At 37.2% G+C, this 15,393-nt stretch carries 12 protein-coding genes; 8 read left to right on the forward strand and 4 right to left on the reverse strand.

All coding sequences use genetic code 11. The features are described from left to right. Position 1: 1 nt before the first annotated feature. The 3 genes from ACJJVT_RS00960 to ACJJVT_RS00970 form a co-directional block, all read right to left on the reverse strand. The gene (locus tag ACJJVT_RS00960; RefSeq protein WP_405395698.1) at positions 2-2,560 is read right to left on the reverse strand and encodes a beta strand repeat-containing protein; all 2,559 of its coding nucleotides are present in this window, start codon (positions 2,558-2,560) and stop codon (positions 2-4) included. 236 nt (positions 2,561-2,796) lie between these two features. Then, positions 2,797-3,960, reverse strand: a complete 1,164-nt coding sequence (locus ACJJVT_RS00965) for a gliding motility-associated C-terminal domain-containing protein (RefSeq protein ID WP_405395700.1) — start codon at positions 3,958-3,960, stop codon at positions 2,797-2,799. Beyond that, the gene (locus ACJJVT_RS00970) at positions 3,960-7,160 is read right to left on the reverse strand and encodes a hypothetical protein (protein ID WP_405395702.1); all 3,201 of its coding nucleotides are present in this window, start codon (positions 7,158-7,160) and stop codon (positions 3,960-3,962) included. The genes ACJJVT_RS00965 and ACJJVT_RS00970 overlap by 1 nt, the downstream gene beginning before the upstream one ends. Positions 7,161-7,453: 293 nt before the next feature. Between ACJJVT_RS00970 and ACJJVT_RS00975 the strand changes: the two genes are divergently transcribed. The 6 genes from ACJJVT_RS00975 (at position 7,454) to ACJJVT_RS01000 (ending at position 12,897) form a co-directional block, all read left to right on the forward strand. Beyond that, entirely contained in the window at positions 7,454-8,197 is a 744-nt protein-coding gene (locus tag ACJJVT_RS00975) for a hypothetical protein (protein WP_405395704.1), read from the forward strand. After that, entirely contained in the window at positions 8,187-8,960 is a 774-nt protein-coding gene (locus tag ACJJVT_RS00980; RefSeq protein ID WP_405395706.1) for a hypothetical protein, read from the forward strand. Before ACJJVT_RS00975 ends, ACJJVT_RS00980 begins: the two co-directional genes overlap by 11 nt. Before the next feature lie 51 nt (positions 8,961-9,011). After that, positions 9,012-9,518 (forward strand): DUF6702 family protein, encoded by a 507-nt coding sequence (locus tag ACJJVT_RS00985; protein ID WP_405395707.1) that lies wholly within the window; start codon positions 9,012-9,014, stop codon positions 9,516-9,518. A gap of 57 nt (positions 9,519-9,575) precedes the next feature. Further along, positions 9,576-11,888 (forward strand): M1 family metallopeptidase, encoded by a 2,313-nt coding sequence (locus ACJJVT_RS00990; RefSeq protein ID WP_405395709.1) that lies wholly within the window; start codon positions 9,576-9,578, stop codon positions 11,886-11,888. 92 nt (positions 11,889-11,980) lie between these two features. Continuing rightward, positions 11,981-12,310: a twin-arginine translocase TatA/TatE family subunit gene (locus ACJJVT_RS00995; protein ID WP_231500576.1), complete on the forward strand. Its 330-nt coding sequence runs from the start codon at positions 11,981-11,983 to the stop codon at positions 12,308-12,310. Positions 12,311-12,321: 11 nt separating this feature from the next. Beyond that, the gene (locus ACJJVT_RS01000; protein WP_299801340.1) at positions 12,322-12,897 is read left to right on the forward strand and encodes a phosphatase PAP2 family protein; all 576 of its coding nucleotides are present in this window, start codon (positions 12,322-12,324) and stop codon (positions 12,895-12,897) included. Here ACJJVT_RS01000 and ACJJVT_RS01005 read toward each other — a convergent pair. Next, positions 12,860-13,501: an O-methyltransferase gene (locus ACJJVT_RS01005; protein ID WP_405395712.1), complete on the reverse strand. Its 642-nt coding sequence runs from the start codon at positions 13,499-13,501 to the stop codon at positions 12,860-12,862. The genes ACJJVT_RS01000 and ACJJVT_RS01005 overlap by 38 nt on opposite strands. Before the next feature lie 63 nt (positions 13,502-13,564). On the opposite strand from ACJJVT_RS01005, the gene ACJJVT_RS01010 reads away from it, so the two are divergent. Both ACJJVT_RS01010 and kynU read left to right on the forward strand, forming a co-directional pair. Beyond that, the gene (locus ACJJVT_RS01010; RefSeq protein ID WP_405395715.1) at positions 13,565-14,035 is read left to right on the forward strand and encodes a GNAT family N-acetyltransferase; all 471 of its coding nucleotides are present in this window, start codon (positions 13,565-13,567) and stop codon (positions 14,033-14,035) included. Between the two features lie 65 nt (positions 14,036-14,100). Further along, a complete protein-coding gene (gene kynU, locus ACJJVT_RS01015) occupies positions 14,101-15,369 on the forward strand; it encodes a kynureninase (RefSeq protein ID WP_405395717.1) in 1,269 nt (422 codons plus the stop codon). The last annotated feature ends 24 nt before the right edge of the window (positions 15,370-15,393 follow it).

Consider the following 15,393-nt stretch of genomic DNA (forward strand, 5'->3'; position numbering starts at 1 on the left):
ATTAAAGGTCTAAAATGGTAAACATAAATTCAGAATCGAAACGACTTCTATCAGTACCACCATTATCATTATCACCAATAATCACCTCAAAGCTAGTTGCGGTTTGGTTAGAGTAGGAGATACCAGGGTCGTCGTTACCAGCACCATTTCTGCCAGGTTGCGATAATTGTATAATGTAATCTGCATCAGATACAGAACCTGCAGGTAAAGTAACTCGGTAGTAACCAACACTAATTCTAGTAACAGTAACTCCAGCTGTTGCCTTAGTTATTGAACCAGTTGAGCTGATTTTACCAATAGCTTTTACAGGGTTGTAATTATCTACCCATTCTGTGCCTGTTGCGGTAGCGCTAAGCACTTGCCCGGCAGTACCGGCAGAATCATTCTCATCTAATACCGCACCTTCTAATTCTAAAGTTTCGTTTACAATTACAGAAGTTTTATTTGATGTTTCTTCAACTTTTAAAGCTTCTAAACCACCCACGACCAGACCTATTTCATCTGCCGCAGGACTGTAAGTACCTGTGTCAGAATCATCAGAAAATCTATATGAAGGAAGGGTTAAAGTACCGTCAGAGTTATTTAATCCACTAGTTCTTGTAGCCCCATTAACGGTTAGTTTATTTGTGCCGGCCAATGGATTTCCTATACTTAACCTATTGTTAGTTGCGTCCCAGAATAATTGACTGTTATTTTCAGTTGGGGTACCGTCTGCTCCTGCAAAGAAAACAGAACCTGTAGTACCTGTATGTGATAAGTCCGAAAGCGGTACATCTAAGTCTCCGTTAGAATCTGATATTCTTAAGTAGTCTGTGCCGGCAACATCAACAGTAGAAAAACTAGTGTTGGTTTCATTGGTTACACTACCATCAATCTCTGTGAAAACATTAGTAATCGTATATGGTAAAGAGCTAGAACCATCCCCTAATATTTCAATGCCAGTACCTGCTGTAATTTCAGTTTCAGTTCCATCTGCATATAAAGAAGATAAATTTGCTACCTGAGTTGTAGGGTCATCTTCAATTTTTAATAATAGTTCAAATGTAGAACCATTAAAAGCGAACATTTCAACTGTTTGATCATCCGTAGAAACAGTACTCAAATCAACTTGGTTCGTACCCGTTGCAGGATTCGTTAAGGTAAGAATGTTGGTAGCACTCAAGCTCAGATCCGAAAGTTCGTTCGTTTCATCTTTATCCAGATCAAGAGCTTCAGAAGCAGTGATAGCATCTGAAAGTTCAGTATCCGTAGCGAAAGTATTTCCTAAGTCGATTGTTTTATCGGCTTCCCCGTCATCTTCATTGGAAACTGCAATTGTAGTTCCCGTAAGAGAGAAAGTATCTATTTTTTGATCATCCGTAGAAACAGTACTCAAATCAACTTGGTTCGTACCCGTTGCAGGATTCGTTAAGGTAAGAATGTTGGTAGCACTCAAGCTCAGATCCGAAAGTTCGTTCGTTTCATCTTTATCCAGATCAAGAGCTTCAGAAGCGGTAATGGCATCTGAAAGTTCAGTATCCGTAGCGAAAGTATTTCCTAGATCAACACCCGTTGCACCGGCAGCAGGATTGGTCAATGTTACGGTTGTACCTGCGATTGCGATATCAGAAAGTTCGTTTGTTGCAGAAACATCTTCGTCGGCAAGAATGTGATCGTCAATTTTTGTATCCACGGCTGCGATAGCGTTATCGGCATCCACTTCGTTCTGGTCAACATCCGCTCTTATTGCAGTGTCGTCATATGCAAGTCCGCTAATATTAGTACTAACATCCCCACCTGCATCCGTAACTGTTAAGTTTGTTCCGTCAAAAGAGATTCCTGTATTGAAATCATCTGTAGCATCTGTGTCTAAATTTGCAGGTAGGTCACTTAAATCGTTGAAACTTCCTGAGAAATCATCCGCAGCATTTTGATCAAATGCTGATAAATCAACAGTTGTTGTATTTGGGTCATTAGATAAGGTAAGTACCCCCGAGGTATAATCTAAAGTCTGAATTTCGTTTTGGTCATCTGCATCTGCATCGTCTACATTGATTGCAATTGCATTACCATTGTCAATACTAATATTCCCAGGTGTATTGTCGGTTTGTAAATTTTGATTGTCAGTACTAACGATAGAGATAATTGTATCTATTCCGTTTTCGTTGGTATAAGTGTATGTGCCATCGCCATTGTCTGCAAGTGTAGATATGGTTTGTGATGCCCCATTAAAGGTTACGTTATTTCCGTTTCCGTCAGAAAGTGTAATGGTGCCATCGCCATTATCTACAAAAGAAAATGATGATGAAGAATTACCATCGCAAAGGTTGGTCCACATCAATCCGTTATAATAATGCACGCATTGTGTGTCGGTATTATAGACCACTGCACCGTTTAGCGGAGTAATTGCTTGCATTTGTGCCGTAGTAAGTCTGGTAAGTACAAAAGCTTTGTCTGTACTTTCTAGCTCGACAATGGAAGCGGAATCTATGGTGTTAGGATTCTGACCTATTTTCACCTGTGCATTTGCACAGAATGAAATGAAAACGAAGAATAATAGAAATTTAATTTTTGTAGACATCTAAATATTGGGGAATATGTTAACATCTGTAAAAATAAAACCGTCTATGTAGGAAAAATATAATATGTTGTGAACCTAGGGGAATATGTTGGGAAACCCTATAAACCTTTGATTACAACGTTGAAATATGCGTTTAATCTGAGTATTAAAGAATATAAATATGTAAGAAGTTGATTTTAAGGTAAGATATTTCTTTCAAGATGATTAATGCGGAAACAAATAAATAGCTGAATTGTCTATCTAGTCAAGTATAAGAAACCTTGATAATTTAAATCGTCTTCAGGAATGTAAATGGTATAAAAATAAACACCTGTAGGTAGACCTTCCGCTTCTCCAAATGGTACATTGTCTAGATTAGAGAATCCTACAAAATCATTTAAGTAATCTGTCTTTTCGAATACTTTTAGTCCGTAGCGATCGTAGATTTGAAGAAAGTTACTGTCGTATTCTTCTAATTCTTCAATGTAAAAATTGTCATTAATACCATCGCCATTTACAGAAACAAAGAAATTATCTATAAAAAGCACATCTCTAGATAACGGTTCGAACGGACTTTCAGACGAGCCCAGTGTTATAACTTCGTAATCGTCTGGGGTAAAAGATTCTGTAGTTACAAACCCTTCGGTTAAAGTACCTACAGGAACACTACCGATTAAATTCACCCAACTTTGAGAGGCTTTGCTCCACCCAACAGGTATCACTTCATCAACGTTATCGGTTAAACTTTCTATGCTACTACGTATATTCCAACTTAGGGTTACGGTAGAAGGTATAGAACCTTCTAATCTCCAGAATTCAAATGTATTTACCGATTCAACATCTAGGGCAGTTGTTGCCGTGTTATAACTATCTAAAGGAGTTGGTGCATTATTCGGATTTTCAAAATAATAGGCACATTTAGCAAATAAGTTTACGCTTTCAGAATTTATGATCAATGGTCTTAAATACTGCACATCACCAACTGGGAAACCAAAATTTTGTTGATTGGTAATTGCTGCATACCCATCAACTTTACTAAAGTCATTTTCGCCACTGTAGAATGAATTATCTACGAAATTGTAGAAAATATCTGGTTGCGCTGTAGGGGTGAGGATGCTACCAAAAATAAAATTGGTGTTATTGGTATTATCCATACCAAGGTTCAGCTGCATATTGTTCTCTAAAGCAATTTCCATATCATAGAACTGCGGAGTAACATTGCCCGAAACGGTCAATAGCTCAGATCCATAAAAACCTGCCAAACCAAGATTATTATCTAATGGCGATTCATTAATAAGGTTGGTATGAAAACCAATTTGCCCACCTTCATGAATACGTAAGTTGCCGTTATTGTATAATGCTGTTTGGGCAGAAATAGTTGCCGCAAATAGAAAGAAAAGTATGTGTATGTATTTTTTCATTAGTCGTTCTGCTTTTCTAATAACATGATTTTAATCTCTGCCATTTGAGCTTTTAAAGCCTCTAATTCTGTACTCATGTTAGTATTGGCACTTTGTAATTCTTTAATTTTCTTTTCTTGCTCAATGGTGTGCAAAAATAGTTCTTCTATTTTTTCTAGGTTTACTCTAGAAGATTCACTCACATTCCAAAAACCTTGCTCTTTTACTGCTTGTGCAGATTGTATACCTGGCAAGTGATTGTTTTCTTTTACAAACGCTTCTATTTCAGCTAAATCATTAAACTCATAGTTAGGGTTTAAAATGGAACTTCCTAAAAAGTATTTTTGGAAAACGTAGTCTGGCACTATATTAATTGCTGTAGCGAAAATCTCTCCTTCTGCTCTAATATCTCCAGCAACGTGTAGTTTTGAGGTTGGTGCAATTAAACCTATTCCGACATTTCCATTGTCTATAATTCTTAAGGCTTCGTTTCCTCCAGTTGAAAATGCTAGTTCATCCTCATTTGGTTGAAACATACCATCATTTTTAGTTACGCTGTTAAATCGATAGGTAGGTAAATCTTCTGATCCACCATTGGCAGGTCCTGAAAAAGATCCCGCTCTAATTTGATTAGCAACTTGGAGTTGAGCAGTTGGTGTTGATACGCCGATACCCATTCTACTTCCATCCCAATTTAAATCATCATTGTTTTCTGCTATTCCTCCAACACCATCTGAAAATAATATTGATCCTGTATTTGCTGGGTTAGTTAGGTCTTGCCATTCTACGTTTGTTCCGTTAGTAGCAAGAAATTGACCTGTGGTTGCACTAGGTTCTATTTTTTCTGGTGTAACAGCTTCTGCCGCAAGTTCAGCTGTATTGATTCCTAATGCGGATACGTCCAAAGTTAATGGGTCGGCATTAGTCCCTGTCCCAGTAAGTAAAAGAGTTGCGTCAGCTACAGCTGAAACTTCGTTTCCGACAATTCCATCAATTTCTGTAACTGTAGCGGTAATATCAGCCTCTAAAATATAAACCCAATCAGTCCCATCCCATTGTAGAAGTTGCCCAGCTGCCGTTCCATCTGCCATTTTAGGTAATGTTACTGCACCTGCGGCAAGTTCAGCTGTATCGATTCCCAATGCGGATACGTCCAAAGTTAATGGGTCTGCATTAGTTCCTGTTCCCGTAAGTTCAAGAGTTGCGTCAGCTACAGCAGAAACTTCGTTACCGACAATTCCATCAATTTCTGTAACTGTTGCTGTGATATCTGCTTCTTGAATATATACCCATTCAGTCCCGTCCCATTGAAGAAGTTGTCCGGCTGCCGTTCCATCTGCCAATTTAGGCAAAGTCACCGCTCCAGCTGCAAGTTCGTCTGTGTCAATTCCAAGTGCAGCAACGTCTAATGTCAAAGGGTCTGCTGATGTTCCTGTTCCTGAAAGTTCTAGAGTTGCATCCGTTGCAGCTGTAACCTCGTTTCCGATAATTCCATCAATTTCTGTTATTCCTGCAAGTTCATCAAGTGCAGCTTGCGTAGTGGTTGCTGTTAGACCTGAAGCAGTGCCATCGTAAGGTACTTCGCTAGCATCTTGTTCATCAGTATCCACAAGTCCGTTATCAACTAATTCATCAATAGCAGCCTGTGTTGTAGTGGCTGTCAAGCCAGAAGTTGTATTATCGTAGTCAACTTCGCTAGCATCTTGGTCGGTACCACCACCACCACCAGTAGGGAAATCTGCCCATTCGACAACTCCGGCAACAGTTGTGATTAAAACTTGGTCTTCCGTCAATACGCCAGTTGCAGGTTCAATTTTTATAGGCGTTACTGCTTCATCTTCAATGGCGAATTGACCAATATTATTCATGGTAACATCACCACCTACGGCAACAGGTGTTGGCTCGCTTGCGGCGTTACCAACGAAAATGAATCCATCGTCTAAACTTAGATTTCCTTCTGGTATATCTACAAAGCCACCATCGGTTAACGAAATACGGTTTCCTACTATAGATAATTGTTGCTCATCTGTATCGACTGTTCCGGCGGGTATGTCTACCCATGCCACGACCCCAGTTGTACTTGTTGTTAAAATTTGTGTATTTGCTGGTGCAGCATCAGACGGTGCAATATCCACAGGCAATATGGTGCCGTTTAAAATATCTGCCGTTCTAACAGCATTATTTGCTATTTTTCCGGTTGTGACAGAATTGTTAGCTAATTCTGCAGTGTCTATGCCACCTACTTCAACATCAATTGTATATGGGTTGGCGTTTGTGCCATCGCCATTACGAACAAGAGTAGCGTCCGTAACATCTAAAATTTCATTTCCAACAATACCATCAACCTCTACTGCCGCCGCAGGTAATGATATTGTATTACCATTACTTAATGCAATTTCGTTTGTGGCAGGGTCAATACTTAAGGTTTGAAAATAAGTAGATAAATCAATTGTATTCGGGTCATTCTCAATACTAAGAATATTATTTGTAAGATCTAATTGCTGATCATCAGAACCTATTAAGGCACCTAAGCTAATAGTAGAAACTCCGGCAATGGTAGATCTAGCAATTGTTAGTGTAGTATCTAATTTATTGAACGTTAGATCGAAAAGTCCGTCAGAGTCTTCCCATTGTACAATTCCGTTTTCATCTGTAGTCAATACTTGACCTGGTACAAAATTTGCCATATCTGCCGGTGCAATACTGGCATCTCTAATTTCTTCTGATCCAACTGAGTTTTGTCTCAATTCACTAGAACCTACAGATTCGGCTGCTAGTTTGTCTTGGGTAATTGAATTATCTTGAATATCATCTGGTCCTATACCACCATCAATAATATTATCGCCCAAAATACTGTTCTTGGCAACTTCTAAATTAATATTTCCTACAGCTTCGGTAATTTCAATAGTACTTCTACCATTTATAATAGGGTCATTGGTGATAGAAAAGTTTACGGCGTCGCATAAATTAACCCATTGTGTACCGTCGAAATAATTAATACACTCGGTATCGGTATTGTAGACCATACCACCACGTTGCGGAGTAATAGCCTCCATCTCTAAAGTGGTTACACGGGTTATTACCAATACTTTAGAGGTGCTTTCAAGTTCTAAAACCGATGAAGCATCAATGTTTTGTGGGTTGTCTCCTATTTTAATTTGTGCGAATGCGGTAGGTGCTGCTAGTACTGTAAATAAAATAAAGAAAATTATTGCTTTCATACTTAGTGTCTTAAGACGAGAAAATAGTGATAAACAAAAATAGAATTATCTTCTTAATCCGCTTTATTTATAAGTTGAAATAATAGGGTAATGGGTTAAAGAACATCTAATGTCGTTGAACGGGGTAGTTTTTATATCGAATTTAGGGTTTTATTAGCCCCGGTAATTATTATCTGCTATGAAGAAATTAACAAAAATTTATTGGCGGGTTTTTTTTTATGAAGATTACAAATCTTTTCTTTATCTTTTGATAGCCCTACGCTTAGGGTATTATCAGTTTTAATAAACACTAAATGACCAAAAAAATACTTTTTTTACTCGTATTATTTACAACAATATCAGGCTTTTCGCAAGATGATACCAGACGACCTTTAAGCGGTTCGGTAATCTATATGAATATTGGTGTACCCAATGAAAATGTGATCAATGTCACTGCTGAACATGCTACGATAACCAATGATCAAGGTTTGTTTCGAATTAATGTAAAGGTGGGTGACCAAATTGCTTTTTCCGCCGTTAACTACAATATTAAAGTGGTTACGATTACCGAAGAAATTTTAGCCAACAATCGTTTGGTGGTAGAGGTCAACGAAAAAGTGACGGAGTTAGACGAGGTAGTAATTACCCCAGAACAGCAAGAACGTTTTTTAGCAGTAAAGAACCAAGAATTTAAGGAATATGAATACGAAATTGATCGTGGCACAGAGGTAGATAATATAGCCATGTCTGATTCAGAGAAAGGAATGCAAGACGGATTAAATTTTGTAAATATTTTTAGGGCCATATTTAAAGCGCAAGATGAGAAGGCTGAAGAAGGGCCTAAATTAAAAGTTAGCGAAGTACTACGTCAAGTATATGACGATTCTTTCTTCGTAGTAGATTTGCAAATACCTCAAGATAAAATAAATGAGTTCTTATTCTATTGTGATGATCAAATGCCAACGAGATCTTTGTTGAAAAAGGAAAATGAATTTCAGTTGATCGACTCTTTAGTAAATCACAGTAAGACATTTCTTAAAGATTTAAATGAGGAGTAGACTCCTACTATTTTTTCTTTTTTCTAGTGCATTCGTATTTGCACAAATAGGTGATTCTAAAAGATTAGAAGGTAGAGTGTATAGCGATGACGGTGACGTTGCCGCGACACATGTATTGAACTTAACTTCTCAAAGAGCTACTATTGCAGATGAATACGGGTATTTTTCAATACCTGTAAGTGTTTTAGATACCTTAGAATTTTCTGCTATTCAATACAAAAAGAAAATTGTAGTGGTCAGCACGGCAATTTTTGAAAGTAAGTTGATTTCCGTAGGGTTAGAAGATGCTTTGACAGAATTAGATGAAGTTACCGTAACACCATATAATCTTAGTGGTAATTTGTTGGCTGATCTGCCAACTTTAGATTTAGATCCCATAGTTACTGCATCTACTTTGGGGCTGCCCAATGCATATGTAAAAATACCGACCAAAGCAGAGAGAGAGCTTGAAGCGGCCACCGGAAACCCAATTATGAGTTTTGATCCCTTAATAAATGCAATTTCGGGCCGTACCAAAATGTTGAAGAAACGGGTAGAGCGAAATAAACTTTATGATCGTACAGAACGCGTAAGGGACTTTTATGAGGATAGTGTTTATGTAAAGCAACTATCGATACCTGAAGATAAAATAGACGATTTTCTATATTACTGCGAAGTAGATCCAAGATTTCAACAGATAGTAGATACCCATAGCGAATTAGAGATTTGGGAGTATCTGCGACAGAAAAGTTTACTATACAGAGAAAATAACGCTTTAGATTAAGCATCTTATCTTTGGCATATGGTTTGTAAAGATGCTATTAAACAATACAATATGAAACTTATTAGAACAGCATTCTTGTTGTTAATACTTCCCCTTTTTGCATTTACGGCAGCTCATAAATTTTACATCAGTGTAACCAACGTTGATTACTCAGAAAAAGATCAAGCTGTACAGATAATTACACGTGTTTTTATTGATGATATGAATGCGGTACTAAAAGAAAGGTATGAATTTGCTTCGTCATTGGGTACAGACAAAGAATCATCTGTTGATAAGGAGTATTTAGAAAGATACTTACGTACTAAATTCTTGGTAGAGATAAATGGCGAAACAGTAAAGTATGATTTCATAGGTCATAAATACGATTCAGATATGGTCATTTGTTACTTAGAAGTGCCAAATATTCCGCTTGAAACTTTAAAGCAAATTGGCATAACCAATGAGGTGCTGACAGATATATATGATGATCAGCAGAATGTGGTGCACATGAAGGTAAATGGAAAGAAAAAGAGCCATGTACTCGTAAAATCACGTATTAAAGGAATGTTAAATTTGTAACAAAGATTAAGATATCCCTATAAAAACTTTAATTTTCCCACACTAAATAACTAAGAAATGATAAGAGTAAAGTACGCATTCGCGTCTATTTTATTCCTTTTTGCCGCTGTAACTTTTGCACAAGAGGCGGTTACCAAAGAAAAGGAAGCTGGGCACACCAACCAGAGTAAGTTTAAACAATTATATGAAGAGTTCGCTACGCCAAATACCTACAGGTCGGCTTCGGGTGCTCCTGGTCCTGATTATTATCAGCAGCAGGCAGATTATGTAATGGATATTCGTTTAGATGATAAAGATGCCAAAATATTCGGTACAGAAACCATTACGTATACTAATAATTCGCCAGATGATTTAGAGTACTTATGGGTGCAGTTAGATCAGAATGTTAGAACAAAAGATTCAAAAGCAGCCTTAAAGAATGGAAGCGGAGTTTCTCTTGGCGATTCACCTGAGAAATTTGTTGGTAATTACATGACTGAGTCTTTTGATGGTGGTTTTAATATCGATTACGTAAAAGATAATTCAGGTAAAGCATTACCATTTACAGTGAATTTCACGATGATGCGTGTAGATTTACCTACGCCGCTTAAAAGTGGAGATAAGTATTCTTTTGATATAAAGTGGAATTATAACATACCTGATCATACAGTAAATAGAGCTAGATCTGGATATGAGTTTTTTGAAGAAGACGGAAACAGAGCGTATGTAATAGCGCAGTTTTTTCCAAGAATGGCAGTTTATAATGATGTAGAAGGATGGCAGAACCACCAGTTTTGGGGTAATGGCGAATTTGCATTGCCATTTGGTGACTATGAAGTGAATATTACGGTACCTGCAGATCATATCTTAGACGGTACAGGTGTACTTCAGAACAGAAAAGAAGTATATACTAAAGCAATGATGAGTCGTTATGAGCAGGCGAAAAAGTCGTATGACAAACCTGTTATCATTGTAACGCAGGCAGAAGCTGAAGCAGCTGAAAAAGGATTTTCAGAGAAAACAAAAACATGGAAGCTTAAGGCGGAAAATGTTCGTGATTTCGGTTTTGCAACATCTAGAAAGTTCATTTGGGACATGCAAGCCGTTAAATTAGGTAACAGAGATATCATGGCTGTATCTATGTACCCTAAAGAAGGTAACCCATTATGGGAAGAGTATTCTACTAAAGCGGTTGCACATACTTTAAAGTCTTACTCGTCGCATACTTTTGACTACCCTTACCCTAAAGCAATATCTGTACATGCTAAGCAGCAAGGTATGGAGTACCCAATGATCTGTTGGAACTATGGTAGACCAAATAAAGATGGTAGCTACTCTGACAGAACTAAATACGGAATGATCAGTGTAATTATTCATGAAGTAGGTCATAACTTTTTTCCAATGATCGTAAACTCAGACGAACGTCAGTGGGGATGGATGGATGAAGGTTTAGATACTTTTATGCAGTTTATGGCAGAACAAGAATTCGGTGAAGCATACCCAACTGCAATAGCACCAAATGATAAGTACCCATCTAGAAGAGGTGATCCTGCGAAGATCGTACCTTACATGAGCGGAGATCAAAGTACAATTTCTCCAATTATGTCTAATCCAGAAAATGTATTTCAATTAGGTCCCAATGCATATGGTAAACCGGCAACAGCTTTAAATATTTTGAGAGAAACAGTAATGGGGCGTGAGTTGTTTGACCATGCTTTTAAAACGTATTCTCACCGTTGGAAGTTTAAGCACCCAACCCCAGAAGATTTCTTTAGAACAATGGAAGATGCTTCTGCTGTAGATTTAGATTGGTACTGGAGAGGTTGGTTCTATACTACTGATTATGTAGATATGGCCGTAAAGGATATCAAGAAATATTATGTTAGCGACAAGCCTAATAAAAAAATGAAAGCTTATTTGGCTGAACGTGGTATTCCAGAATCTAATTTAAGACCAATGGTTTACTTAGAGGAGTTCGATGATGCAAATATGGTAGCTCCTGAATTAAAGGATAATTTACCGTCAGAAACGTCTAAAACTTTAAAAGAGTTTATGATGGATAACATGACTGCAGCAGAAAGAGCAGCGGTTAAAGAGCCAAAGTATTTTTACGAAGTAACATATAACAGTCCGGGTGGTTTACCAATGCCATTGATTGTAGAATATACATATGCAGATGGTTCAGTAGAGAATGTAACCTATCCTCCAGAAATATGGAGAAAGAATAGCAAAGAGGTAAGTATGGTAATTTCATCTACTTCTGAGTTAAAAGGTGTAAACATCGATCCTAAAATGGAAACGGCAGATATTGATACTACAAACAATAGCTGGCCGAAGAAAGAGCAAGAGAGCGATTTTGATAAAATGAAGGATGGAATTAAAGGAGAATAATTAACAAAATAATTATTGAAAAAAGCCTCGTAGTTATACGGGGCTTTTTTAATTTCGATACTAAACTTGTTTATATTTGTAGTATGATTGCTATGTATTCATTATTTATTAGTGGCGCAGAAATTTTCTTCATTATGTTTATCGTAGTGATGGTTTTTGGTGCCGACAAAATTCCTGATATTGCTAAGGGGTTGGGTAAAGGTATGCGTCAACTTAAAGATGCGACCGAAGATATTAAACAAGAAATTCAAAAGAGTGCTGACAAGCAGGGTATTGATACAAGCTTTGTTACCGATATCAAAAAAGATATCGATGACATGAAAAAAGATATCAGTTCTGGCTTGGGTAATGACGTCAAGAAGCAAATTAGTGACGTTAGCAAGAACATCAATGATGTAACCGGCAGTATCAAGAGAAAGTAATCTTCTATTCTATGTTAGATAAGATTTTACAATGGGATCGAGATGCCTTTGTCTATCTTAACAGTCTTGGTATTGAGCAGTATGATATATTTTGGTCTACAGTTACCAAATTTCCACCTTGGCTTCCTTTATTCGCATTTATTATAATTTTATTCTTTGTAAAGTTTTCAAAACGAGAAGCTATAGCTATGATTTTGACTTTGTTGGTCATGGTTGTATTTGTAGGTACATTAACAGATTTAACCAAAAATGTAGTTGCCAGATTAAGACCAAACAATGACGAAGAATTAAATACGTTGATTCGAATATTAAGAAGTCCATCAGGCTTCAGTTTTTTCTCAGGTCACGCTTCATCCTCCTTTTCAGTAATAACCTTAACAGTTCTTTTTTTAAGACGGAAATTTAAATGGGTCTACCTGTTTTATATCTGGCCTATTTTATTTGCGATGAGTAGAGTATACGTAGGGGTGCATTTTCCTATAGATTTAATAGTTGGTGCCTTGGTAGGTATTGTGTCGGCTTGGTTGTTCTATAGATTATATTGGGTACTTATTTCACCCTACTTAAAGTTAAACCATCGCGTATAGGTAGTAGTACCGTTTCTAAAAGCGGATGCTCACTGAGTTTCTTGTTGTAGTCTAACAACACTTTAGTAGTAACATCTTTAGGGTCTAAGGGCTCAACCACTTTACCAGACCACAATACATTGTCGGAAAGTATTACAGAACCAGATTTGGTTTTAGGTAGTACAGCCTCTAGATATTTATCATATTGTTTTTTTTCTGCATCAATAAAAATAAGGTCGAAAGTAATATCCATTTTTGGGATAATATCTAGTGCATTGCCCGCGTGCTGAACAATTTGAGAACCATAATCACTTCGATCAAAAAAGGAACGTTGAATTTGTTCTAGCTCTGCATTGACATCTATAGTGTGTAATTGTCCATTTTTCGGTAACCCTTCTGCAAGACATAAAGCAGAATACCCAGTGTAAGTGCCAATTTCAAGAATATTGGTGGGATTCATCAATTTAGAAAGCAAGCTCAAAACACGACCTTGAAAATGCCCTGTAAGCATACGTGGTTGTATGACCTTCAAGTGCGTTTCTCGCGTAAGCTCCTGTAATAATTTAGGTTCAGCTTGTGAATTATCGGCTAAATAGCTTTCTAAAAGAGGTGATAGAAAATGCATGCGTTTCTTTTTGCAAAAATAGGGTTTTAAGCCTTAATTTAAAGGATTGAAAAGAGTACAGCGATGAATAATGAAATTACGATTAGAGAAGCGGTAAAAAGTGATATACCCGTTTTGTTGCAGCATGAGCAGGAAGTAGTGAAGGCAGAACGCCCGATGGACCCAACAATTAGAAGTAGCGGGGTTAATTATTATGATTTAGACGCATTGATGGAAAATCCTAGAGCTATTGTTATGGTTGCTTGTGACGGAGATAAAATTGTAGCGACCGGTTATGCCTTAGAAAAACCGGCTAGACCTTATCTAGATCATAAGACTTTTGCTTACTTAGGTTTTATGTACACCGATCCAGAATATAGAGGTAAGGGTATAAATGGTAAAATTGTAAGTGCTTTACAAGATTGGTGTACAAACGCAGGTTTAATTGAAATACGATTGCATGTATATGATGAAAACGATCCTGCCATAAGAGCTTACGAGAAAAAAGGATTTAAAAGGCATATGATAGAAATGCGTTTAAGAACAGAATTGTAGTACCCATTTATTGAATAGAGTCTATAGAATTATAGGCTTATGATTACTTTTATATAAAACTAGTTATGGAATTTAAAAATACGTTGGCGTTTGCACAGTCGTTAGATGCGCAAGACAACTTAAAAGCATATAGAGATGAGTTCATTTTTCCTAAAATCAAAGGGGAAGAAGTTATCTATTTTACAGGGAACTCTTTAGGTCTGCAACCAAAACGAACCAAAGCTTTCGTTGATGAGGTGATGAAAGATTGGGGAGAATTAGCTGTAGAAGGTCATTTTTATGCTGAAAAACCTTGGTGGGATTATCATGAACGATTAGCAGCACCTTTGGCAAAAGTTGTTGGTGCATTACCAGAAGAAGTATCGGTGATGAATACCTTGACCGTAAACCTTCATTTATTAATGGTTTCTTTTTACAACCCTACAAAAAATAGGTTTAAGATTCTGTGTGAAGAAAAGGCTTTTCCTAGCGATCAGTATATGTTTCAAAGTCAGGTTCGCTTTCATGGTCTTGATCCGGATGAAACGATTATTGAAATTAAAAAGCGTGATGGGGAGCATCATTGGAGAACTGAAGATATACTTGAGAAAATTGAAGAGTTAGGTGATGAGTTGGCACTTGTTTTAATAGGTGGCGTAAATTATTACAACGGTCAGGTGATGGATATGGAAACCATTACAAAAGCTGGAAAAGCCGTGGGAGCCAACGTTGGTTGGGATTTAGCTCACGCAGTAGGTAATGTTGAATTGAAACTACATGAATGGGATGCCGATTTTGCGTCTTGGTGTAGTTATAAGTACATGAATAGTGGTCCGGGGAATGCATCTGGAATTTTCGTAAATAAAAAACATTTGAATAAAAAGGATATTCAAAGGTTTGAAGGTTGGTGGGGAACGAAGAAGGAAACTCGTTTTCTTATGAAGCCAGAATTCGAACCCATGGAAAATGCAGATGCCTGGCAAATAAGTAATGTGCCTATTTTATCTGTTGCACCATATCTAGCATCATTGACCATGTTTGAAGAAGTGGGCATGCAAAAGTTGATAGAAAAAAGAAAGTTAATTGTTTCGTACTTGGAGTATATTCTACATGAAATAGATAAAGAAGTAGATAGTACTTTTGAAATTATCACTCCCGAAGATAGAGGTTGTCAGTTGTCGGTCTTCTTACACGGACAAGGAAAATCTCTGTTCAATTATTTAATGGAAAACGGAGTAGTAACTGATTGGCGAGAACCAAACGTAATTCGTTTGGCACCGGCACCTTTTTATTCTACCTATGAAGATATGTACCGTTTTGGGCAAATTTTAAAAGCAGGGGTACTTGCAAGTTAAAATTTTGTAGAATTTAGAGAATAG

This window comes from Maribacter sp. Asnod2-G09 (assembly GCF_045063795.1).
Taxonomy (GTDB): domain Bacteria; phylum Bacteroidota; class Bacteroidia; order Flavobacteriales; family Flavobacteriaceae; genus Maribacter.

What these genes read in the sequence shown, in the direction of transcription:
- ACJJVT_RS00990 (WP_405395709.1), top strand. Translation starts at nt 9,576, where the DNA reads ATGATAAGAGTAAAGTACGCATTCGCGTCTATTTTATTCCTTTTTGCC.
- ACJJVT_RS00975 (WP_405395704.1), top strand. Translation starts at nt 7,454, where the DNA reads ATGACCAAAAAAATACTTTTTTTACTCGTATTATTTACAACAATATCA.
- ACJJVT_RS01005 (WP_405395712.1), bottom strand. Translation starts at nt 13,501, where the DNA reads ATGCATTTTCTATCACCTCTTTTAGAAAGCTATTTAGCCGATAATTCA.
- ACJJVT_RS01010 (WP_405395715.1), top strand. Translation starts at nt 13,565, where the DNA reads ATGAATAATGAAATTACGATTAGAGAAGCGGTAAAAAGTGATATACCC.
- ACJJVT_RS00960 (WP_405395698.1), bottom strand. Translation starts at nt 2,560, where the DNA reads ATGTCTACAAAAATTAAATTTCTATTATTCTTCGTTTTCATTTCATTC.
- kynU (WP_405395717.1), top strand. Translation starts at nt 14,101, where the DNA reads ATGGAATTTAAAAATACGTTGGCGTTTGCACAGTCGTTAGATGCGCAA.
- ACJJVT_RS01000 (WP_299801340.1), top strand. Translation starts at nt 12,322, where the DNA reads ATGTTAGATAAGATTTTACAATGGGATCGAGATGCCTTTGTCTATCTT.
- ACJJVT_RS00970 (WP_405395702.1), bottom strand. Translation starts at nt 7,160, where the DNA reads ATGAAAGCAATAATTTTCTTTATTTTATTTACAGTACTAGCAGCACCT.
- ACJJVT_RS00965 (WP_405395700.1), bottom strand. Translation starts at nt 3,960, where the DNA reads ATGAAAAAATACATACACATACTTTTCTTTCTATTTGCGGCAACTATT.
- ACJJVT_RS00985 (WP_405395707.1), top strand. Translation starts at nt 9,012, where the DNA reads ATGAAACTTATTAGAACAGCATTCTTGTTGTTAATACTTCCCCTTTTT.
- ACJJVT_RS00980 (WP_405395706.1), top strand. Translation starts at nt 8,187, where the DNA reads ATGAGGAGTAGACTCCTACTATTTTTTCTTTTTTCTAGTGCATTCGTA.
- ACJJVT_RS00995 (WP_231500576.1), top strand. Translation starts at nt 11,981, where the DNA reads ATGTATTCATTATTTATTAGTGGCGCAGAAATTTTCTTCATTATGTTT.